20 protein-coding genes are annotated in these 20,698 nt (G+C 64.2%); 10 read left to right on the top strand and 10 right to left on the bottom strand.

Features of this window, described 5'->3' with window-relative positions; genetic code table 11:
* The 3 genes from EOC83_RS07690 to EOC83_RS07680 are packed head-to-tail and all read right to left on the bottom strand — an operon-like array spanning position 1 to position 2,527.
* Positions 1-1,266 carry a CCA tRNA nucleotidyltransferase gene (locus tag EOC83_RS07690; protein ID WP_063168848.1) on the bottom strand — a complete coding sequence of 422 codons (1,266 nt, stop codon included), beginning with the start codon at positions 1,264-1,266 and terminating at the stop codon, positions 1-3.
* On the bottom strand, positions 1,263-1,898 hold the full coding sequence (locus EOC83_RS07685) for a CoA pyrophosphatase (RefSeq protein ID WP_063168849.1): 636 nt from the start codon (positions 1,896-1,898) through the stop codon (positions 1,263-1,265). The genes EOC83_RS07690 and EOC83_RS07685 overlap by 4 nt, the downstream gene beginning before the upstream one ends.
* Positions 1,898-2,527 carry a DUF1285 domain-containing protein gene (locus EOC83_RS07680; protein WP_013529969.1) on the bottom strand — a complete coding sequence of 210 codons (630 nt, stop codon included), beginning with the start codon at positions 2,525-2,527 and terminating at the stop codon, positions 1,898-1,900. The genes EOC83_RS07685 and EOC83_RS07680 overlap by 1 nt, the downstream gene beginning before the upstream one ends.
* 154 nt (positions 2,528-2,681) lie before the next feature.
* On the opposite strand from EOC83_RS07680, the gene EOC83_RS07675 reads away from it, so the two are divergent.
* The 4 genes from EOC83_RS07675 (at position 2,682) to EOC83_RS07660 (ending at position 9,609) form a co-directional block, all read left to right on the top strand.
* The gene (locus EOC83_RS07675; RefSeq protein WP_013529968.1) at positions 2,682-3,686 is read left to right on the top strand and encodes a MoxR family ATPase; all 1,005 of its coding nucleotides are present in this window, start codon (positions 2,682-2,684) and stop codon (positions 3,684-3,686) included.
* Complete coding sequence (locus EOC83_RS07670) at positions 3,686-4,648, top strand: DUF58 domain-containing protein (protein WP_013529967.1); 963 nt, start codon at positions 3,686-3,688, stop codon at positions 4,646-4,648. Before EOC83_RS07675 ends, EOC83_RS07670 begins: the two co-directional genes overlap by 1 nt.
* Positions 4,645-7,467 carry a DUF4159 domain-containing protein gene (locus EOC83_RS07665; RefSeq protein ID WP_063168850.1) on the top strand — a complete coding sequence of 941 codons (2,823 nt, stop codon included), beginning with the start codon at positions 4,645-4,647 and terminating at the stop codon, positions 7,465-7,467. Before EOC83_RS07670 ends, EOC83_RS07665 begins: the two co-directional genes overlap by 4 nt.
* Before the next feature lie 63 nt (positions 7,468-7,530).
* A complete protein-coding gene (locus tag EOC83_RS07660) occupies positions 7,531-9,609 on the top strand; it encodes a hypothetical protein (protein WP_063168851.1) in 2,079 nt (692 codons plus the stop codon).
* Between the two features lie 54 nt (positions 9,610-9,663).
* Here EOC83_RS07660 and clpS read toward each other — a convergent pair whose 3' ends face one another.
* From clpS to EOC83_RS32770, 4 genes are all read right to left on the bottom strand, one after another.
* A complete protein-coding gene (clpS, locus tag EOC83_RS07655) occupies positions 9,664-9,969 on the bottom strand; it encodes an ATP-dependent Clp protease adapter ClpS (protein ID WP_013529964.1) in 306 nt (101 codons plus the stop codon).
* A 139-nt stretch (positions 9,970-10,108) separates the two neighbouring features.
* Positions 10,109-10,474 carry a hypothetical protein gene (locus EOC83_RS07650; RefSeq protein WP_063168852.1) on the bottom strand — a complete coding sequence of 122 codons (366 nt, stop codon included), beginning with the start codon at positions 10,472-10,474 and terminating at the stop codon, positions 10,109-10,111.
* Between the two features lie 215 nt (positions 10,475-10,689).
* Complete coding sequence (locus tag EOC83_RS07645; RefSeq protein ID WP_013529962.1) at positions 10,690-10,923, bottom strand: hypothetical protein; 234 nt, start codon at positions 10,921-10,923, stop codon at positions 10,690-10,692.
* Positions 10,924-10,962: 39 nt separating this feature from the next.
* A complete protein-coding gene (locus EOC83_RS32770; RefSeq protein ID WP_024504541.1) occupies positions 10,963-11,265 on the bottom strand; it encodes a hypothetical protein in 303 nt (100 codons plus the stop codon).
* 253 nt (positions 11,266-11,518) lie between these two features.
* Between EOC83_RS32770 and EOC83_RS07635 the strand changes: the two genes are divergently transcribed.
* Complete coding sequence (locus EOC83_RS07635) at positions 11,519-12,235, top strand: response regulator transcription factor (RefSeq protein WP_013529960.1); 717 nt, start codon at positions 11,519-11,521, stop codon at positions 12,233-12,235.
* Positions 12,232-13,638, top strand: a complete 1,407-nt coding sequence (locus EOC83_RS07630; protein WP_063168853.1) for an ATP-binding protein — start codon at positions 12,232-12,234, stop codon at positions 13,636-13,638. Before EOC83_RS07635 ends, EOC83_RS07630 begins: the two co-directional genes overlap by 4 nt.
* A gap of 52 nt (positions 13,639-13,690) precedes the next feature.
* Here EOC83_RS07630 and choV read toward each other — a convergent pair whose 3' ends face one another.
* The 3 genes from choV to EOC83_RS07615 form a co-directional block, all read right to left on the bottom strand.
* Positions 13,691-14,872 (bottom strand): choline ABC transporter ATP-binding protein, encoded by a 1,182-nt coding sequence (choV, locus tag EOC83_RS07625; protein WP_024504539.1) that lies wholly within the window; start codon positions 14,870-14,872, stop codon positions 13,691-13,693.
* Positions 14,869-15,723, bottom strand: a complete 855-nt coding sequence (choW, locus tag EOC83_RS07620) for a choline ABC transporter permease subunit (protein WP_024504538.1) — start codon at positions 15,721-15,723, stop codon at positions 14,869-14,871. The genes choV and choW overlap by 4 nt, the downstream gene beginning before the upstream one ends.
* Before the next feature lie 134 nt (positions 15,724-15,857).
* Positions 15,858-16,793, bottom strand: coding sequence for a choline ABC transporter substrate-binding protein (locus EOC83_RS07615; RefSeq protein WP_013529956.1), 936 nt, complete (start codon positions 16,791-16,793; stop codon positions 15,858-15,860).
* 237 nt (positions 16,794-17,030) lie between these two features.
* Here EOC83_RS07615 and EOC83_RS07610 point away from each other — a divergent pair, with 237 nt between their 5' ends.
* From EOC83_RS07610 to EOC83_RS07595, 4 genes are all read left to right on the top strand, one after another.
* A complete protein-coding gene (locus EOC83_RS07610; protein WP_013529955.1) occupies positions 17,031-17,642 on the top strand; it encodes a thymidine kinase in 612 nt (203 codons plus the stop codon).
* Positions 17,643-17,731: 89 nt separating this feature from the next.
* Complete coding sequence (locus EOC83_RS07605) at positions 17,732-18,121, top strand: cytochrome c family protein (protein WP_063168854.1); 390 nt, start codon at positions 17,732-17,734, stop codon at positions 18,119-18,121.
* Positions 18,122-18,432: 311 nt separating this feature from the next.
* Positions 18,433-19,521, top strand: coding sequence for a hypothetical protein (locus EOC83_RS07600; protein WP_024504535.1), 1,089 nt, complete (start codon positions 18,433-18,435; stop codon positions 19,519-19,521).
* A 31-nt stretch (positions 19,522-19,552) separates the two neighbouring features.
* A complete protein-coding gene (locus tag EOC83_RS07595; RefSeq protein ID WP_063168855.1) occupies positions 19,553-20,698 on the top strand; it encodes a hypothetical protein in 1,146 nt (381 codons plus the stop codon).

Raw genomic sequence — 20,698 nt, 5'->3', positions numbered from 1 at the left:
CTACCCGGCCTGCAAGGCTTCGGCGGCGCGCTTGAGGAGCGCGTCGCGATCAGGGGCAAACCCGGCTTCGACCCATTCCGCTTCGAGATTCCTGAGGATTTCGCCGAGTTTCGGGCCTGGAGTTGCGCCGAGCGCCGTCAGATCGGCACCTTTCAGCGGAAACAACGGCTTTTCCCATTTGGTGGCGAAGCCAAGCAGGCGCGAAAAGCCACCGGCTTCGAGCAGCGCCTCATTGTCCTCGACGGCGCGCATCCTGGCTGCCGCAAGCGACAGCCGCAGACGGTCGACAAACCCCTGCCGGTCGCCGCGATAGAGCCTTTTTGCCAGTTCGCCCTCGGTCGTCTTCGGCTCGACGGCGGTGGCGAGCGCCCATTGGCGCAGGCGATCCGCTTCGGCGGTCGAGAGTTTGAGCCGCTCGGCGAGCGACTTCATGCGAGCGGCATCGGGCGGCACGATCGCTTCCAGTCTGAGCAGCGGGTCGGGTGCCCAGCCCAGATCCTTGCCGGCCTTGGCCAACCCATGGATGGCATCGATACCCCATTTCTCGCTTTCCGGCAGCGCCGCGGTCAAGACACCTGCCTGCCGCATCCAAAGCAGCGCCCGTGACGGATCGGGCGCCGACAAAAGTTTCTTCAGTTCCGACCAGATGCGCTCGGACGAAAGCTGGGCCAGCCCTTCCTTCAGACGGGCGCAGGCTTTCAGCCCCTCGGCGTCGGGCCGTCCGTCGCCGTACCAGGCGAAGAAGCGGAAGAAGCGCAGGATGCGCAGGTAGTCTTCGCGAATGCGCGCTTCCGGGTCGCCGATGAATCGCAGCCGGCGCGCCTCGATGTCGGCAATGCCGCCGACCAGGTCGACCACCTTGCCATCGGCCTCGGCATAGAGCGCGTTGATGGTGAAGTCGCGCCGCTCGGCATCGAGCTTCCAGTCGCGCCCGAACGACACTTTCGCGCGCCGCCCGTCGGTTTCGATATCGGCGCGCAAGGTGGTGATTTCATAGGGCTTTCCGCCGGCAACCACGGTGATCGTCCCATGCTCGATGCCGGTTGGCACCGCCTTGAACCCTTCCGCTTCGGCGCGGCGGAGGGTTTGCTGCGGCAAGCAGGTGGTGGCGATGTCGATGTCGGCGACCGGCTGGTCCATCAGCGTGTTGCGCACCGCGCCGCCGGCGACTCGCGCCTCTTCACCGCCTTCGGCCAATGCGAACAGCAGGCGCTGTAGATGCTTGTCGGTGAGCCAATCGGCCCTGCCCGCGATCGAGACACTCACGCATAGAGCCTTTCATAGAGAGTACGAATGATGCCGGCGGTGACGCCCCAGATGCGCCGGTCGCCGTAAGGCATGTCGTAGAAGAACCATTCGAGATCGTTCCACATACGGCTGTCGCGCTTGTGGTTGGCCGGGTCCATCAGGAAGCGCAGCGGCACTTCGAAAGCGGCATCGACCTCGTCTGCGTTGAGCGTCAGTTGGAAACCGGGCCGCACGATGCCAAGCACCGGGGCGATGCGGTAGCCGCTGCCGGCGACATAGTCGGGCATGCGGCCGATGATCTCGATGCCATCTCGGCCAAGCCCGATCTCCTCGAAGGTCTCGCGCAGCGCCGCCGCCTCAGGGCTCGGATCGGTCGGATCGATAGTGCCGCCGGGAAAGGCCACCTGCCCCGAATGGCTGCGCAGCTTTTCGGCCCGTTTGGTCAGAAGAACCGTCGCATCGCCCTCATGATCGACCACCGGGATCAGCACCGCGGCATTGCGCAGCGCCTTGCCCTGGTTGAGGCGCGGATGGCCGGGGTTGAAGCGATGGTCGCCATAGTCGTCGTCGCCTGCATGTGCATCGGGCTGCACGGCAAAGCGCGCGCGAAAATCCGCGGATGAAAACGGCGCCGGCGTCACCTGGTCCATCACGCGCTCAGCCGCTTCAACTGGTCCGCCGGCATGATCGGGAACACGGCGCCCTTGGAGCGCACCGCGAACATCGTCTCGCCGCCGATTTCGATCTCCTCGCCATGCCCGACCAGTTCATACATCACCGGCCGCGCCACCAGCGCCTCCAGACGGCCACGCACCAGCACATAGGGCTTCAACCCGCCGGTCTCGTTCTCATCGACAAACCGCAGCGGCCGTTCCGGCCCGGCTTCGACGACGTCGCCGACATTGGTGCGGAAGGTGATTGTCTGCGCCTCGCCGCTGCCCGAAACGTCCATTTCGACGGCGATGAACGGCGCATCGGCGACGCGGATGCCGACCTTTTCTACCGGTGTCACCAGATAGGTCCTGCCATCGGCGTCCTTGCGCAGCACCGAGGAGAAAAGCTGCACCAGCGGCATGCGCCCGATCGGCGTGCCCAGATAGAACCAGGTGCCGTCGGCCTTGATCTCCATGTCCAGATCGCCGCAGAAGTCGGGATTCCAGCGTTCGACAGGTGCCGCGCCCTTGCCGGCACGGGCGGCGCGCGAGATCAGCGCCTCGAGACCACGCGCCTCGGTGGCATCAGTCAGGCTTTCTTCACGATGTCCCAAGGGTCCCGTCATGGTCACGAAATAGTCACTGTTGTTCCGCTTGTCAGCCTAAGTCTGTGATTTAAGTTTCGATGTAGGCGCCACGCGAGGCCGAATCGCGGCAACTTATGGTATGGTGCAGCCGTTGTTCCAGCCATGGTATTCCAACCACAAGGATCGATGCGGCATGAGCGTGATGGTCAAGGAAAGCCCGATCAGCGAAAAGGACATGATCGCCGAGGCCGAGAAGGCGCTTGCCGACATCTCCCGGATCCGCGACGGGGTCGGCCGGGTCATCTTCGGACAGGAAAGCGTCGTCGAGCGCACGCTGGTGGCGCTGCTGGCCGGTGGCCATGCGCTTTTGGTCGGCGTGCCGGGTCTCGCCAAAACCAAGCTGGTCGAAACACTTGGCATCGTGCTCGGCCTCGATTCGCGTCGCATCCAGTTCACGCCGGATCTGATGCCGTCCGATATCCTCGGCTCCGAAGTGATGGAGCAGGACGAGACCGGAAAACGCTCCTTCCGCTTCATCTCCGGGCCGATCTTCGCCCAGCTGCTGATGGCCGACGAGATCAACCGCGCGTCGCCGCGCACTCAGTCGGCGCTGCTGCAGGCCATGCAGGAATACCACGTCACCATTGCCGGCGCCCGCCATGACCTGCCGGCGCCCTTCCACGTGCTGGCAACCCAGAACCCGCTGGAGCAGGAGGGCACCTATCCGCTGCCCGAGGCACAGCTTGACCGCTTCCTGATGCAGGTGGACATCCTCTATCCCGAAATCGAGGCGGAGCGCCGCATCCTTCTGGAAACCACCGGCATCGAGGACGCGAAAGCGCAAAACGTGCTGCAGCCGGTGCGGCTGAAGGAGATCCAGACGCTGATCCGCCGCATGCCGGTGCCTGAAAGCGTCGTCGAGGCGATCCTGACGCTGGTGCGCTCGGCGCGTCCCGGCCAAGGCAATGCCGAGACCGATAAGAACGTCGCCTGGGGTCCCGGCCCGCGCGCCAGCCAGGCGCTGATGCTGTGCACAAGGGCGCGCGCGCTTTACGACGGACGGCTGGCGCCCTCGGTCGACGACGTCCGTGCGCTGGCCGAGCCGGTGCTGCAGCATCGCATGGCGCTGACCTTCGCCGCCCGCGCCGAAGGCACCAGCGTGCGTGACGTGGTGGCGAAACTCGTGAAAGGGATTTGATGCCGCGCATCGGCGAGGTCCAGGCTCCGGCAGCGACGCGCGACGCGCTCGCCCGTGGCCGGTTGCGGGCCTCGCTTGTGCCAGACCTGCTGGTCGAGGCGCGCCGTATCGTCAACACCGTGATCGCCGGCTGGCACGGCCGCCGCAAGCGCGGCATCGGCGAGAATTTCTGGCAGTTCCGGCCCTATGTCGAGGGCGATTCCTCGCGCATCGACTGGCGCCGCTCGGCCCGCGACGACCACACCTATGTGCGCGACCGCGAATGGGAAGCCGCCCATACCGTCTGGCTGTGGGCCGACCCCTCGCCGTCGATGCTCTACAAATCGACAGGCGCCAGCGTTTCCAAGCAATCGCGCGCGCTGGTGCTGGCGCTGGCCATGGCCGAGCTGTTGTCGCGCAGCGGCGAACGCATCGCCTGGCCGGGCCTCACCGACCCGTTCACCGCCCGCAACGGCGCCGAACGAATTGCCGCCCAGTTGATGCATGCCGGCGAGCTGCCGGCAAAACCCGACCTGTCCGACATCAGGCGCTTCTGCGACATCGTCATCGTCAGCGACTTCCTCGATCCCGTCGAGGAGACGATGGCCTGGCTCGACGTGCTGGCCCGCCACGGCGTGCGCGCCCACCTGATCGAGGTCGCCGACCCGGCCGAGGAGACCTTCCCCTATGCCGGCCGCACCGAATTCACCGATCCCGAGACCGGCGACAAGCTGACCGCCGGCCGCGCCGAAATGCTGGGTGATGAGTATCGCCTGCTCTACACCGCCCGCCGCCACGAACTGGCCGCCTGGTGCAAGCGGCTTGGCTGGAGCTTTACCGTCAACCACACCGATCGGCTCGCCTCCGACGCGCTGGTGCGGCTGCACATGGCGATGACCACTGATGGCCCCTCGGTCAGGCCGACCGCTGGCGGTCGTGCAGGCATCGCTGGTGGCGATCGGCCAGGAAAGGCTGTCGCATGAGTTGGCTGCCGCTCTCCTTTGGCGCCCCCATGGTGCTGTGGGGCCTGCTGGCACTGCCGGTGATCTGGTGGCTGCTCAGGCTGACGCCGCCCAAGCCGCAGACCGAGATCTTCCCGCCGCTGAAGATCCTGGCGCGCGTACTGAAGCGCGAGGAGACGCCGCAGCAGAGTCCGTGGTGGCTGACGCTGCTCAGGCTCTTGATGGCGGCCCTCATCGTCGCGGCATTGGCCGACCCGGTCTTCAATCCGCGTGAAAAGCTGCCGGCCGAAGGAGCCGCCCTTGCCCTGGTCATCGACAATGACTGGGCAAGTGCCGCCGACTGGGGCAAACGCGTCGCCACCGCCGAGCGGCTGATCAACGACGCCGGCTCCAACGGCGTGCCGGTCGTCATCGCCTTCACCGCCGAAAAAGCCAATGCCGAGATCGGCCCGTTCGATGCCGCCACCGCCCTTGACCGGCTGCGCGCCGCCAAGCCGCGGCCGATCCCGACCGACCGGCCCGCCGTCTATGCCCGCGTCGCCGGCGTGCTGGAGACCTTGCCCGGGGCCAGTGTCGCCGTGCTTGCCGACGGCCTGGCGGCAAAAGGCGATGAAGCCGCCTTCAACACGCTTTTGTCGAAAAATGCCGCCCGTGTCGTCTGGGCAACCGCCGACAGGCTGTCGCTGACGGGCCTGACCGCCGCCGACAACCAGGTCGACGGCTTTGCGCTGACCGCCATCCGCGCGCCGGGCGACCCTGCCCCGGCGCAGGTCACCGCCGGCGCCTTCGACGACAAGGGCCGCCGCATCGCCGATGCGACGCTGACCTTTTCGCCTGGCGAAACCACCGCCACCGGCACCATGGCGGTGCCGTTCGAATTGCGCAACGACTTCGCTTCGATCGCGCTCGACGGCGAGCGGCAGGCCGGTGCGGTGCGCGTCCTCGACGAAAGCTCCAAGCGCCGCCGCGTCGGGCTGCTGTCGCAGGCCGAGGCCGACCAGGCGCAGCCGCTTTTGTCGCCACTCTACTACATCAGGCGGGCGCTGCAGCCCTTCGCCGATCTGGTCGAACCCTCCAGCGCCGACCTCGCCGACGCCATCCCGCAGATCCTCGACCAGAAGCCCGCGATGATTGTCATGGCCGATATCGGCACCATTCCCGGACAGGTCCGGCAGAGACTTGTCGATTGGGTCGACAATGGCGGCACGCTGGTGCGTTTCGCCGGTTCGCGGCTGGCCACGGCGGGCGATGACGACGATTTGCTGCCGGTCCGCCTGCGCACCGGCGAGCGTTCGCTCGGCGGCGCGCTGTCATGGACGTCGCCGCAGCCTGTCACCGAATTCCCCAAGGCCGGCCCGTTCGCCGATCTGGCGCCGCCGGCCGAGGTCACTGTCAGCAGACAGGTGCTGGCCGAGCCGACACCCGATATCGTCGAGCGCACCTGGGCGGCCCTTGCCGACGGCACGCCGCTGGTCACCGGATTGAAGAAAGGCAAGGGCACGCTGGTGCTGTTCCACGTCACCCCTGAAGCAACCTGGTCGAACCTGCCGATCTCCGGCAGCTTCGTCGAGATGCTGCGCCGCATCGTGCAGCTGTCGCGCAACCAGGGCGCGGCCATCGCCAATGCCGAAGCCGCCGCGGCGTCGCTGGCGCCCTATCGCATGATTGCAGCCGACGGCTCGCTGGTGCCGCCGACACCGGATGCACGGCCGCTTGTACCGGGCGCCGGCGCGCTGCCGGTGACTTTTGAAAACCCGCCCGGCCTCTATGGTTCCGAGACGGGTGTGTTTGCCCATAATCTGCTTGAAGCCGACAGCACGCTGGCCCCGCTGGCGCGCCCGCAAATCACTGTTCCCGTCACCTCGATCCAGTATGCCTTTGACGAATCGCGCAATTTGAAGGGCGCGCTGGTCGCGGCCGCCCTGGTGCTGATGCTGCTCGATACGCTGGCGGTATTCTGGATGGGCGGCCTGTTCTCACGCCGACCGCGCCGCGCCGGTGCCATGGCAACCACCGCCGCGGTCCTGATTGCGCTGGGTAGCTTGTTCGGTCATGCCGACCTTGCCCGCGCCGACGACGCCAAGCCGGGTGACGAAATTGCCATCGAGGCGATTTCGAAGACCCGCATCGCCTATGTGCTGACCGGTGTGCCGGGCGACGATTCGATCAGCCGTGCCGGGCTCGAGGGCCTGACCCGCTTCCTGGTCGAAAAGACGGCCCTTGAACCGGGCGCACCAGCCGGTGTCGACATTTCGAAGGACGAGCTGTCGTTCTATCCTTTGATCTACTGGCCGATCGATCCGGCCGCCCCGATGCCGAGCCAGGCCGCCATCGCCCGCATCGACGCCTATATGCAGCAGGGCGGCACGGTGCTGTTCGACACCCGCGACCAGTTCGCCAACGGCATCGGCGCCGATTCGACCAGCCCGGCGACGGAGCGGCTGCGCGACATCCTCGGCAACCTCAACGTGCCGCCGCTGGAGCCGGTGCCGTCCGACCACGTGCTGACCAAATCCTTCTTCATCCTGCCCGAATTCCCCGGCCGCTTCGCCGGCAGCCCACTGTGGGTCGAGGCGTCGCTCGACGCCAGCAATGCCGAGAACCGGCCGGTGCGCACCGGCGACGGCGTCTCGCCTATCATGATCACCGCCAATGATTTTGCCGGCGCCTGGGCGGTCGACGAGAATGGCGATCCGCTGCTGCCGACCGTACCGGCGGACCCGATGCAGCGCGTCTACGCGCTGCGCGCCGGCGTCAACATCATGATGTACATGCTGACCGGCAACTACAAATCCGACCAGGTGCACGTGCCCATACTGCTCGAACGGCTGGGGCAGTAAGATGAGTTTGTTTGGTTCCCTCCGGTCGCGGATAAACCCTCCCCAAAAAGAGGAGGGTAAGGGATGAACTGGTCGATTTCCTTCGAACCGCTGATCTCCTGGCCCCTGTTGGCCTTGGCGCTGGTGCCGCTGGCGCTGCTGGCGCTTGTCGGCCTGTGGTTTCGCCAGCGCGGCTCGGTCTTCCGCTTCATCGCCCTTTTGGCGCTCGCCGCCGCTTTGTTCAACCCGGTGTTCCTCAACGAGGAGCGCGAGCCGCTGAAAAGCGTTGTCGCCCTCGTCGTCGACCGCAGCCAGAGCCAGGATATCGGCGATCGCACCAAGCAGACCGACGAGGCGCTGGCCGGGCTGCAGCAGCGGCTTGGCCGCTTCAAGCAGTTCGACGTGCGCGTCGTCGAGGCCGGCAAATCCGAGGCCGCCGAAGAGCGCACCGAGACACGGCTGTTCGGCGCGCTTGAAGGCGCCTTCCGCGACGTGCCGCCGTCACGCATCGGCGGCGCGATCATGATCACCGATGGCGAGGTCCATGACGCGCCGCCGGGCGCGCCAGATTTCAACGCCCCGCTGCATGCGCTGATCACCGGCAACGACCACGAAAAGGACCGCCGCATCCGCTTCGAGAACGCGCCGCGCTTCGGCCTTGTTGGCAAGCCGCTCGACATGACCTACCGCGTCATCTCGACCGAAAACGAGACTGGCCCGGTCGATGTGCGCGTCTCGGTCAATGGCGAGCAGGTCGCCGTCGAGCACGCCACCGTTGGCCAGGCCATGCCGCTGCAGGTCACCATTCCGGGCGCCGGCCGCAACATCGTCGAACTCGCCATCGATCGCGAGCCAGGCGAACTGACCGACACCAACAACCGCGCCATCGCACTGATCGACGGCATTCGCGAGAACCTGCGTGTGCTGCTCGTCTCCGGCGAGCCGCATGCCGGCGAGCGCACCTGGCGCAACCTGCTGAAATCCGACGCCTCGGTCGATCTTGTCCATTTCACCATCCTGCGGCCGCCGGAAAAGCAGGACGGCACGCCGATCAACGAATTGTCGCTTATCGCCTTCCCGACCCGCGAACTGTTCGTCGAGAAGATCAAGGATTTCGACCTCATCATCTTCGACCGCTACCAGCACCGCGACGTGCTGCCGATCCTCTATTACGACTACATCTCCGAATATGTCGAAAAGGGCGGCGCGCTGCTGATCGCGGCCGGCCCCGAATATGCCGGCGAAAGCTCGATCGCGCGCACGCCGCTGATGGCCGCCCTGCCGGCGATGCCGACCGGCGAAGTTGTCGACAAGGCCTTCTATCCGCGCCTCACCGAACTCGGCCAGCGCCACCCGGTGACGCGTGGGCTCGATGGCTCGGCCACCGAGCCGCCGCACTGGAGCCGCTGGTTCCGCACCATAGGCGTGCAGAACCCGGAAGGCGAAGTGGTCATGAAGGGCGCCGACAACCGGCCGCTGCTGCTGCTCGACCGCAAGGGAGAAGGCCGCGTCGGCATGCTGCTGTCCGATCAGGGCTGGCTGTGGGCGCGCGGCTTCGAGGGCGGCGGCCCGCATGTCCAGCTTTATCGGCGCATCGCGCACTGGCTGATGAAGGAGCCGGAGCTCGAGGAGGAGCGGCTGACCGCCGATGGTCGTGGCATGGTGCTGGAAATCCGCCGCCAGACGATGGCCGACGATCCCGGCGCCGCGCAGATCATCACTCCGTCCGGCAAAACCTTGACGGTCAAGCTCGACAAAGCCGAGCCCGGGGTCTTCCTCGGCAGCGTCGAGACCAGCGAGATCGGGCTCTACCAGGTCGCCAATGGCGACCTCACCGCGCTCGCCCATGTCGGGCCGGTCAACGCACCGGAATTCGCCGACGTCATTTCCACCGAAAACCGGCTGAAGGCGCCGGCGGAAGCCACCGGCGGCAGCGTGCGCCGGCTGGCGTCTTCCACAGGCCTTGGCAGCGACGTGACGCTGCCTTCCATCGTGCCGGTGCGCTCGGCTGGTGCCGCATCCGGCAGCGACTGGATCGGCCTGCGCACGACAGACGACAGCGTGCTCAAAGCCGTCTCGCGCGTGCCGCTGTTCGGCGGCTTCCTCGGCCTCGGCCTGCTGCTTCTGGCAATGGGTTCGATGTGGTACCGCGAGGGACGGTAGCGCGGCGCTCTTTTCCCTTCTCCCTTGTTGTGGGAGAAGGGAAAGCCCCCTGCTCTACTCCTCCGGCTCCGTCGTGAACATCAGCGGATAGCCCTTGGCCTTGCCGGCATCGGTGGCGCGCGTCGCCTTGGTCTCGGCGACATCCTTGGTGAACACGGCGACGACGCAGACGCCACGCCGATGCGCAGTGATCATCACCCGGTGCGCTTGGTCTTCGCTGAGTTTGAACTCGCCCTTCAGCACCGTCACCACGAATTCGCGCGGCGTGAAATCGTCGTTGATGAGGATGACCTTGTAGAGTTTTGGCCGTTCGACTTGCGGCTTGATCTGGGTACGCGGTTTTGTGGTAATTTCAGGCATCGGAACCGACAGTTTTGCGTAAGCGATGTGACCGCCATTCTGGCACCGGTGAAAACGGTCGTCCATTTTGATCGACGCGCGAAACCGGTGTCCGCCGACGCGGCCATTCATAATCATGTGGGAAAGTGTCGGTTGCCGTTCAACGGCCTTGGCGGCCGAACATGCGACGGCCGGGAATCTGCCGCACGGCCGCAGCGGGCGGTATATCGGACCGAAAACGGTTTCCGCCGGCATCCGCCCGGCGTTCCAGCCAGGTCGCGATCAGCCACGCGGCGACGCAGATCAACGTCGCGCCGGTCAGCACGACCAGCAGCCAGGTCTGTGCCGGCGTTATGTAGTCCCAGTTGGTGGAAATCGCCGGAGCGAACAGCGAAGGCTCGGTGCGTCCGCTGGCCGGATCGGGGACCGGGCTGGCGGTGAACAGGATAAGCACTCTGGCGAGGCCGGTGGCAACCAGACCGCCGATCACCATCGAGCGCAAAATGGACGAAAGCCGCTTCTTCATGCGGATTGTCCTACACGGCCGGCGTTGCAAACGGGTTAAGTGTCAGTCGAGGCGGAAGCTGCCGGTGCCAGACTTCGCCAAAGATCAGTTGAACCCATCGACCGCTGCATCGCCAATGTCAGGGCTTCAGCGGCTCGGACAGGAAGAAGGCCGCTCCAACCGAAACCAGCTGGAGCGGCCTTGGTCAACAGGCCGGCATTTTATGCCGGACCTTATCAGGTCTTCGGGGCGTCCTTCTTGACGGCCTTCTCAGCAGCCTTCTTGTGCTTCTTGACGGTCTTCTTGACGACCTTCTTCGGAGCAGCCTTGGCCGGAGCGGCAGTCGCCGGAGCGGTGGTCGTCGAAGCAGCCGGAGCAGCGGTCGTGGTGGCGGCGGCGTTGCCGAGAGCCGGCATCGCGAAAGCGAGAGCGACGGCGAGACCGGTTGCGGAGAGGATGGACTTTTTCATGGCTTCGTTTCCTTTTTATGCGGGTCAAGTTTCGGAGCGTTACTGAACCGGGTCGTTCGGCGTCACTCCAAGCAGCTTCAAAGCATTGGCGAGCATCCGGATGCCCTGTGCCTGTTTCTTGGCGGCGCAGTACCGGTTGCCCTTTCTCTGAAGTGCCTTTGCCGCGGTGACCTGCGTTGCCGTGGCATGGGTTTCGAGGGCTTCATCAAATTGGTGGCTGAGATTGGCGCACCGTTCGCTCCGGGTTGTGAGCGTCGCCTTTGCGTCCGATTGTCCGACAGCGGCAGTGACCAGGCAGAAGCCCAGCAACGCACCCAACAAACTGATCGACAACCTTGGCATCGGTTTATCCGTAAACCCGGAGACTAGCGTCGCAGCCGATGACCTGACCGCCACGAGATCAGTTATGCCTTTGAAATTTTTCAGGAGTTTTTCTGAACTGTAGAATTTTGTTTCTGGAGTGTGTCTGAGAAAGCCGGTGTGAACCCCATCATAGCCACTGGCCAACATATGGCCTGAATTCTATCGTGTGGGTTGCGACCGAAGGGCTTGGCAATCAAAGACAGAAGGGCTTGGCAACAATGACAGGGCTGCTGTGAAATCCGATGCACACATACTGATCGTCGACGACGACAAGGGCATCCGCGACCTGCTGCAGGAATTCTTCCAGAAGCGGGGCCTGCACACCTCGGTTGCCGCCGACGGCATCGAGATGGAGACCATCCTGCGGCGCGTCCAGGTGGACCTCATCGTCCTCGACGTGATGCTGCCCGGCAAAAGCGGGCTGGAGCTGTGCCGCGACCTGCGCGCCCAGTATTCGACGCCGATCATCATGCTGACCGCCGTCACCGAGACGACCGACCGCGTCGTCGGCCTGGAAATGGGCGCCGACGACTATGTGCCCAAGCCCTTCGACCCGCGCGAGCTTTTGGCGCGCATCCGGGCCGTGCTCAGGCGCAATGGCGCCGCCGAGCCGAAGCGCGCCACCACCAAGCAGATCTACCGCTTCGCCGGCTGGACGATGGACTGTGCCCGGCGCCGGCTGATCGCACCCGACGATGTCAGGGTCGAGCTGACCATGGCCGAATTCAACCTGCTGCAGACCTTCGTCAAGAGTGCGCAGCGTGTGCTGACCCGCGACCAGCTCATCGAACTGTCCGGCGGCGACAGCGACTATTCCTTCGACCGCAGCATCGACATCCTGGTCAGCCGGTTGCGGCGCAAGATGGAGGACGACCCGAAGACGCCCAAGCTGATCCTGACCGTACGCAGCGGCGGCTACCAGTTCCTGCCCGAGACGACCTCCGAATGAGACGTTTCCTGCCGCAGACCTTGCCTGTCTGGGTGCTGCTGATCGTCATTGCCGGCCTGCTGATCAGCCAGGTCGCGACCCTCTACATCGTCTCGCGCGACCGCGCTGCCGCCAACGACGTCGTCGACCTCTACCGGCTCAACGACCGTGCCTTCTCGCTGGTGCAGCTCATGCATGACGCCAGTCCGGACGAGCGCAAGGCGACGGCGACCGGCCTGTTCAACTCCACCTACGCGCTCACCGTTTCGGACACGCCGGCGGTCACTTCGTCGATCGCCGGCGATGACGAACTGGCCGAACTCGAAGACATCCTCGTCGGCCGGCTGTCCAAATTCGGCATCACCGATGCACGCGTGCGCCGCGATCCGGCGACGCGCGAGGCCGACGACGCGGACGGCACGACGCCAGGACCCGACATCGGCCAGGTCGAGCGCGACCTTCTGGTGCTGGCCGCCGACTTCGCCCAGAGCGACAAGCTGACGGCATCGCTGCGCTTCGCCGACGGCCAATGGCTGAATTTCACCGAACCGATCACGCCCGTCGGCCCGATCCTGAGCTTCGACAGCCTGCCGCTCTATTCGCTGATCGCAGGGCTGGTGGTGATCATGTCGATCTGGTCGCTGCGCCGGCTGACGGCGCCCTACCGGATGATGGAAACCGCCGTGAACCGGATCGGCAAGGATCTGAAGAGCCCGCCGATCGCCGAGGGCGGCAGCCGCGAGGTGCGTGCCGCCGCCAAGGCGATCAACGCCATGCAGGCGAGGTTGCGCGAATATGTCGAGGACCGCGAACATCTGGCGGCGGCACTGGCGCATGATCTGCGCACGCCGATGACCAGAATGCGCCTGCGCCTGGAGCTGTTGCGCAAATCGGCGGTCCGCGAGGCGCTGGCGCACGACCTCGCCGATGTCGAGAGCATCGCCAGCTCGGTGATCGACTTCGCCACCTTCGAAGTGACCGAGGAAAAGAACGAACGCATCGACTTCTGGTCGCTCGTGGAATCGATCGCCGACGGCTATGACGACGTCTCGTTCGACGACGAGACCCGTTCGCGCGGGCTGATCTGCATGGCGCGGCCGGTCGCGCTCAAGCGCTGCGTCACCAATCTGGTGCAGAACGCGGTCACCTACGGCAAGAAGGCGCATCTTTCGCTGCGCCGGTCGGAGGACATGATCCTGCTCACCATCCGCGACGAAGGGCCTGGCATACCGCAGGCGCAGATCGACGCCGTGTTCGGCTCGTTCGTGCGCCTCGAACAATCGCGCAACCGCCAGACCGGCGGTCTTGGTCTCGGCCTGACCATTGCCCGCAACATCGCGCGCGCCGCAGGTGGCGAGATCCGCCTGTCCAACAATCCCGGCGGCGGCCTGCTGACGCAACTGCGCCTGCCGCTGGCGGCATAAAAACAAGGCGCGCCCGGTCGCCGCGCCTCGCCGCCGTTGGATTCCGGAGAAACTACCGCCGCAACACCGCGCTCAGCACGTCGCGAATGCCGATGGCGCCGACGAAGCGCGACTGGTCGTCAAACAGCGCTACCGGAGCGGTCTGCGAACGGTGCATGGCCAGCATGACGGTTTTCAGCGAGGTGCCGGGATTGGCCCAGAACACTTGCGCGGCTTCCTCGGATTGGCCTTCGACGTCGGCGCACGACACCCAGACCGCCGGCTTGCCGTCGCGTTCGGCCGCCGCCACCAGCCCGTGATCGTCGATCTTGAAGCGCGTCGTCTTGCGGCGGTCGAGCCAGACCCAGCCGTCCTTGCCGTGCTCCAGATCACGACGGTCGCGCATCACGTTCCAGGCGGTCAGCACCGACAGCGGGTTCACATTGGCGATGAAGTCTCGGACATAGTCGTTGGCGGGCCGCAGCACGATGTCTTCGGGCGCGCCGGTTTGCACGATGCGCCCACCCTCCATGATGGTGATGTGGGAGCCGATCTTCAGCGCCTCCTCGAGGTCGTGGCTGACGAAGATGATGGTCTTCTTCAATTCAGCCTGCAGCTGCAGCAATTCGTCCTGCAGCTTGGTGCGGATGAGCGGGTCGAGCGCCGAGAACGGCTCATCCATCAACAGGATCGGCGCCTCGGTGGCGAAGGCCCGCGCCAGGCCGACGCGCTGCTGCATGCCGCCCGAAAGCTCATGCGCATATTTCTTCGACCACTGGTCGAGATTGACCAGCTTGAGCTGGCGTTGGACGCGCTCCTTGCGCTCGGCTTCTGGGACGCCGGCCAGTTCGAGGCCGAGACCGACATTCTCCTCCACCGTGCGCCAGGGCAAAAGGCCGAACTGCTGGAACACCATCGCCACCTGTTTCTGGCGCAGGCGCCGCAAGGTCGCCTCGTCGCAGGTGACGACATCGACGGTCTTGTCGCCATCCTTGACCAGCACCTGGCCGCGCGACACCACGTTGAGCCGGTTGACCGCCCGCAGCAATGTCGACTTGCCCGAACCGGAGAGGCCCATCAGAACGGAGATCTCGCCCTCGTTCACGGTCAGGCTGGCGCCGGCGCAGCCCAGTACATTGCCGGTCTTTTCGAGGATCTCGGCGCGGCTGGCGCCGGCGTCGATCATCTTCAGCGATCCGGCCTGGTCGGCGCCGAAAACGATATCGACGTTCCTGAAATCGACGGCGACGGTCATTTCTTGCCTCCAACGGCGATGCGGGTCATCCGGTCGAGCACGATGGCCAAAACGACGATGGCAAGCCCCGCCTCAAGCCCGAGGTCGATGCGGCGCGAGCCGAGCGCCCGGTTGATCTCGGTGCCGAGCCCGCCGGCGCCGATCAGTGCGGCAAACACCACCATCGACAGCGACAGCATGATCGATTGCGTCAGGCCGGCCATGATGGTGGGCAGCGCCGACGGCAGTTCCACCTTCCACAGCAGCTGGCTCTTGGTGGCGCCGAAAGCCTCGCCGGCCTCGACGATCGACTTCGGCACCGAGACGACGCCCAGATGCGTGAGCCGGACCGCGGTCGGGATGACGAAGATGATGGTGACGATGAGGCCGGGCGCGTTGCCGAGGCCGAACAGCGTCAGCACCGGGATCAGGTAGACGAAGGTCGGCAGCGTCTGCATCAGGTCGAGCACCGGCAGCATGACGCGGTAGACCTTCGGCTTGTGCGCTGCCCAGATGCCGAGCGGCACGCCGATGGCCATGGCCATGGCAGCGGCCGCGACGACCAGCACCAGCGTCTGCACCGTCTGCTTCCAAAGGTTCTGGTTGATGATGAAGATCAGGCCGAGAAAGACGCCGATGGCAAGCGGTCGCGAGCGTTGCAGCAGCCAGGCGACAACGGCGATGACCAGCGCCAGCAGCACCGGCGGCACCATCAAGAGGATGCCGACCAGCCCGTCGAGCAGGAAATTGAGGCCATTCGAAAAGGCCCTGAACACAGTGTCGAAATTGTCGGTGAGGAAACCGAAGAAGGCCTTTCCCCAGGCGCCGATCGGAATCTTGTGATCGACCATGAATTTCGAAATCGGATCCATATCGCCCCTCTCGTGCAGGAGACCGCCCTGCCCCTCGGCCTCGGCCGTCGTCATCTTGTCACAGGATATGAAAAAGGGCAGCCTTTTCTAAGATGGCTGCCCTTCCTGGTTCGGCTTTGCCGAATTCAGTCGGCTCAGCTTCCGAGCGCGGTCTTGATGGCGGCGGCAGCGTCACCGCCGTCGAAGGTGGTCACGCCGGCTATCCACGGGGCAACGGCATCCGGGTGCTTCTTCAGCCAGTCGGTTGCAACCGTATTGGCGTCGCCGCCCTTGAGGATCGCGTCCATCATCTCGCCTTCCATGTCCAGGTTGAACTTCAGGTTGGCGATGAACTTGCCGGCGTTCGGGCATTCGGTGGTGTAGCCCTTGCGCACATTGGTGTAGACGGTGGCGGCGCCGAAGCCGCTGTCGCCCATGCCGTCGAGATAGGTGATCTTCATGGCGCCCATCACCGGATGCGGCGTCCAGCCGAGGAAGGCGATCCATTCATTGTTCTTCATCGACTGCTCGGCCTGCGTCAGCATGCCGGCTTCCGAGGATTCGACCAGCTCGAAGCCTTCGAGATTGTCCTTCGGGTTCTTGATCATGTCGAGGATGATGCGGTTGCCGTCATTGCCGGCCTCGATGCCATAGATCTTGCCGTTGAACTTGTCCTTGAACTTGCCGATATCGGTCAGCGATTTGACGCCGGCGTCGGCGACATAGGTCGGCACGACGATGCCGTAGCCGGCGCCGGTCAGGTTGGTGCTGATCGTCTCGACCGAACCGTCGGCTGTATAGTCCTTGATGTCGTTGGTCATCGACGGCATCCAGTTGCCGAGGAACACGTCGAGATCCTTGTTCTTCAGCGACGCCATGGTCACCGGCACCGACAGCTGGATCGTTTGCGGCTCATAGCCGAGCGCGGTCAGCAGCACGGAGGCGACGCCGGTCGTCGCCTGGATGTCGGTCCAGCCGACGTCGGAAAGGCGCACCGCCTTGCAGCTTGCCGGATCACCGGCGTAGGCAGCGCTGGTTGACAAAAAAGCCGCCAGGCCGAGGCCGGCGACGAAAGAGTTCATACGCGACATAGACAGTCTCCCATTGTGATTCTTTGGCGAAGCGTAGCTACGGTTTCTATGCCCGCCTTGTTTCGTCAGCCAAACACCATTCTGGTGTGGTTTCAAGCATTAAGACAATCACGATCAACGGCGCGGGCTGGCCAATCAGCGACACATCAGGCGCTTTTGTCTGGCCAGCCGGCTTTTTCAGGGGAATGCCGCTCTGGCCCCTCCCCGTGTCAGGCCAAGTCGGCTTAAAAGAGCGGCATGGCCAAGCTTTACTTCCACTACGCGACGATGAACGCCGGCAAGACGACGATGCTCTTGCAGGCCTCTTACAATTACCGCGAGCGCGGCATGGGCACGATGCTGTTCGTCGCCGGCCACTACCGCAAGGGCGATACAGGCCTGATCTCGTCGCGCATAGGCCTGGAGACGGAAGCCGAGATGTTTCGCGACGGCGACGATCTGTTCGCCCGCGTCGCCGCTCATCACGCGCATACGTCGGTGCATTGCGTCTTCGTCGACGAGGCGCAGTTCCTCGAGGAAGAGCAGGTCTGGCAGCTCGCCCGCATCGCCGACCGGCTGAACATCCCGGTCATGTGCTACGGCCTGCGCACCGATTTCCAGGGCAAGCTGTTTTCCGGCTCGCGCGCGCTGCTGGCCATCGCCGACGATTTGCGCGAAGTGCGCACCATCTGCCGATGCGGCCGCAAGGCGACGATGGTCGTGCGCCTCGGCCCCGATGGCAAGGTGGCGCGCCAGGGCGAGCAGGTGGCGATCGGCAAGGACGTCTATGTCTCGCTCTGCCGCCGCCACTGGGAGGAAGAGATGGGCCGCGCCGCGCCAGACGACTTCATCGGCTTTATCAAGGGCTGACGGTCGGCGGCCTTGACCCCGGCCCGATGCAGCGTTTCTTAAGGCCTCGGTACTATAACGCAGCCAGCCAGAGCTCCCCGGGGTCAGCCATGCTTCGAGACGCTTCGTTCGCCAGTATCCTTCTCCTTGCCAGCTCGCTCGTAGCCCATGCCGGCGGTGATCCTGCCCTGGGCAAGAAGGTCTTCAACCGATGCATGGCCTGCCATGACGCAGCCACCGACCGCGACAAGGTCGGTCCGCATCTGTTGGGCGTCGTTGGCCGCACCGCCGGCAGCGCAGAGAGCTTTCTTGGCCACTATTCCGAGGCGATGAAGAGTGCCGGCGCCGCCGGCCTGGTCTGGGATGAAGCCAATCTCGCCGAGTATCTCAAGGCCCCAAAGCTGAAGGTGCCGGGCAACAAGATGGCCTTCGGCGGCCTGACCAATGACGACGACATCGCCAATGTCATCGCCTATCTGAAGGCCGATCCCAAGCCTTGATCCGCTGTTCATCAGCTCTGTAAAACCGGCTTTCCCCTCGCATATCGCGGCCGCGATTGCTTCAGTCGTTTGCCGAATACAAAGGCATCCGTGCGCCCTCGGCTTGCCGCATGAAAGTTCAATGACAGCTGAACTACGGCTGGCAGGCAAGCTAATCACGCCAGGCCCCCGCCTTCACTGGTTTTCAAGACCCTGATGGATTCTTTTGTTTTCACGCCGCCCTTGTTGTCACGTCTTTCAATCCCCCGATGCCCCACATATATTCGCCGCTGTTCGCGACCAGCGACGTCATGCCGAAGCGGGAGGCCCCAATGGCGACATTGCAGAATTTCGACGCCGAAATTGCCAAGACCAAGCAGGTCGTGCAGGACATGCGCTCCAAGATCGAGCAGTCCGGCACCATGCTTGATACGCTCGCCACATCGGACAAGAAGATCGGCGACGCCAATTTCGACCTCGAGAACGCCCGCATCGAGGATGTGCTGAAGCAGCAAAAGGTGATGGAAGGCAACATTGCCGACCTGATCATCGGCCTGGAGGACGCCACCAACGTCTTCGGCTCCGAGTTCGAGAGCATGAAGAACTACACCGGCTGGGAAAAATTCATCGGTATCTTCTCCAGCCAGAGCAAGCAGCGCATGCGCACCGACCGCGTCCGCAACATGTCGCTGGCGGGCAATCTGCAGGAATTGCTGGTCAAATCCGACACCATCGTCGGCATATTGAAGGCGCAGAAAGAGGTCCTCGACCAGCGCTACAAGACCTCGGAAACCAGCCTGTCGCAGGTGATCGAGCGCCGCAAGACCACCATGACCAACCTCGAAGCCGTGCAGAAGCGCATCGAGGAGCTCAACCCGATGCTGCTCGACATCGAAAACAAGATCGCCGCTTCGACCAGCCAGAAGGACCGCACGCAGCTCGAAGGCGAACGCTCCAAGCTGGCGACGGAATACAACGAAAAGCAGGCCAAGGAGCAGGAGCTGCTGGCCGAGAGCCAGACGCTCGAGCGCTACACCTCGATGTTCCAGACCTTCGTCGATTCGCTCAACAACCAGATCGCCGCGCAATCGACGCTGATCAACAAGCTGACCATCGATACCGAGCAGCGCATCGTGCTCTACAAGGCGCTGGAAGATTCGCTGAAGACCGCCGCCCAGCAGGACGTCGCCCACAAGATCAACACGCTGGGCAGCCAGGTCGACAACACCGCCGAGGAAACCATGGCCGGCATCGGTGCTGCTTCGCAAAAACACATCGGCGACCTACTCGAGATGCACGAGAAGAACATGGTCGCCACCGCCGACATCCAGCGCCGCAAGAAGCTGGCCGACGATGCCTTTGCCCGCCGCTTCGACGAGGTGCTGAAGAAGCACAATTCGGCAAACTACGTGCAGTCTTAGGGGTGATAGGACTGCCCGCGAGCGCACAGGCATGACCCCCGAAAACGAAGCGGCGGCACGATATTTCTCCGCCATCACGGCCGCGCTGAGCGGCCTTGAAGTGTTCATGCGCGACGATCGCTCGCCGCTTTACCGGCACGGCATCGTCGCCAAGATCGTCGCCGAATACATCGCCCGGCTCGACAAGTCGTTTTCCTGCTGGCGCAACCGGCTGGGCTTCATGGACACGTTCCGCATTTCGCGGGCCGAAAGCGGATTCCCGGTGTTCCAGAACCTGCTCGAACTGGAAAACGACCGCCGCCAGGCCGACGCGCGGCTTGCCAACATCCCGCTCGCCGGCGAATTGCGCGAGGAAATGGCCGACTTCATCCTGCGCCACAAGGAATTCCCCGAGGCGCTGCAGAAGTCGATGGCCGAGCGGCTCTATCTCGAGGACGTGAAAAGCGAGAACACCTTCGGTTCCTTCACGCTGGCGCAAACCGCCAAGGTCTCGGTCAATCCGAAGACGGGACGGCCCTATTATCTCGTCCATTGGGCGACGTTCGACGGCAGCGCCAACCTGCCTCTGGTCTACATGGTGACGGTGGAGGATTCTTCCGACGCGATGATCCGCCAGCTTGTCGACAGGAACGGCAAACTCAACGAGACGGTCGACATTCCGCTGCCGGTCGACGGCCTGCTCAATCCCGAGCTTGCCCATCGTTTCGACGATTTCACCGAGAAGAACTCCGCCTATACGCTGTCGCCGGCGACCATCGCGGTCAACCTCGACAAGGATTTCGAACCGCTGCACCCCAAGCAGCTGCGCCGCGTCGTGCTCGGCCCGTTCTATTCGGTGGGGATTACCGACAACAATTCGACGGTGACCGAGGTTCTGGCCAAGGTGCGCAAGCCGCAAAATGCCTGGCTTTTGACCTGGACGATCCAGGAGGTCTATTCCAAGAGCGAGAAACCCGGCCGCAAGGGCCTGTTTTCGAGTGAGAAGACAACGCAGGAATTCTTCATCAACACTGATGATCTGGAAGCCGCGCGTCAGGGCGTGTCGAGCTATGAAAACCATGCGCTGATTCCGCACGAGGCCTATCAGGCACTCTACGCCGCCGGCGAAGCACAGAAGATTTTTGCCGGCTACAAGGTTCATATCCTGTCCAACGGACAGGTCATCTCAGACGTCTGA

The sequence above is a fragment of the Mesorhizobium sp. Primo-A genome (assembly GCF_003997175.1).
GTDB classification, from domain to species: Bacteria; Pseudomonadota; Alphaproteobacteria; order Rhizobiales; family Rhizobiaceae; genus Mesorhizobium; species Mesorhizobium ciceri.
Note: the sequence above shows the minus strand (reverse complement) of the source record. Positions and strands in the feature narration are given on the sequence as shown.

Excerpts from the sequence above, each read along its gene's own strand:
- EOC83_RS07685 (WP_063168849.1), bottom strand. The coding sequence starts at position 1,898 with ATGGACCAGGTGACGCCGGCGCCGTTTTCATCCGCGGATTTTCGCGCG.
- EOC83_RS07680 (WP_013529969.1), bottom strand. The coding sequence starts at position 2,527 with ATGACGGGACCCTTGGGACATCGTGAAGAAAGCCTGACTGATGCCACC.
- EOC83_RS07675 (WP_013529968.1), top strand. The coding sequence starts at position 2,682 with ATGAGCGTGATGGTCAAGGAAAGCCCGATCAGCGAAAAGGACATGATC.
- EOC83_RS07670 (WP_013529967.1), top strand. The coding sequence starts at position 3,686 with ATGCCGCGCATCGGCGAGGTCCAGGCTCCGGCAGCGACGCGCGACGCG.
- EOC83_RS07665 (WP_063168850.1), top strand. The coding sequence starts at position 4,645 with ATGAGTTGGCTGCCGCTCTCCTTTGGCGCCCCCATGGTGCTGTGGGGC.
- EOC83_RS07660 (WP_063168851.1), top strand. The coding sequence starts at position 7,531 with ATGAACTGGTCGATTTCCTTCGAACCGCTGATCTCCTGGCCCCTGTTG.
- clpS (WP_013529964.1), bottom strand. The coding sequence starts at position 9,969 with ATGCCTGAAATTACCACAAAACCGCGTACCCAGATCAAGCCGCAAGTC.
- EOC83_RS07650 (WP_063168852.1), bottom strand. The coding sequence starts at position 10,474 with ATGAAGAAGCGGCTTTCGTCCATTTTGCGCTCGATGGTGATCGGCGGT.
- EOC83_RS07645 (WP_013529962.1), bottom strand. The coding sequence starts at position 10,923 with ATGAAAAAGTCCATCCTCTCCGCAACCGGTCTCGCCGTCGCTCTCGCT.
- EOC83_RS32770 (WP_024504541.1), bottom strand. The coding sequence starts at position 11,265 with ATGCCAAGGTTGTCGATCAGTTTGTTGGGTGCGTTGCTGGGCTTCTGC.
- EOC83_RS07630 (WP_063168853.1), top strand. The coding sequence starts at position 12,232 with ATGAGACGTTTCCTGCCGCAGACCTTGCCTGTCTGGGTGCTGCTGATC.
- choV (WP_024504539.1), bottom strand. The coding sequence starts at position 14,872 with ATGACCGTCGCCGTCGATTTCAGGAACGTCGATATCGTTTTCGGCGCC.
- choW (WP_024504538.1), bottom strand. The coding sequence starts at position 15,723 with ATGGATCCGATTTCGAAATTCATGGTCGATCACAAGATTCCGATCGGC.
- EOC83_RS07615 (WP_013529956.1), bottom strand. The coding sequence starts at position 16,793 with ATGTCGCGTATGAACTCTTTCGTCGCCGGCCTCGGCCTGGCGGCTTTT.
- EOC83_RS07610 (WP_013529955.1), top strand. The coding sequence starts at position 17,031 with ATGGCCAAGCTTTACTTCCACTACGCGACGATGAACGCCGGCAAGACG.
- EOC83_RS07605 (WP_063168854.1), top strand. The coding sequence starts at position 17,732 with ATGCTTCGAGACGCTTCGTTCGCCAGTATCCTTCTCCTTGCCAGCTCG.
- EOC83_RS07600 (WP_024504535.1), top strand. The coding sequence starts at position 18,433 with ATGGCGACATTGCAGAATTTCGACGCCGAAATTGCCAAGACCAAGCAG.
- EOC83_RS07595 (WP_063168855.1), top strand. The coding sequence starts at position 19,553 with ATGACCCCCGAAAACGAAGCGGCGGCACGATATTTCTCCGCCATCACG.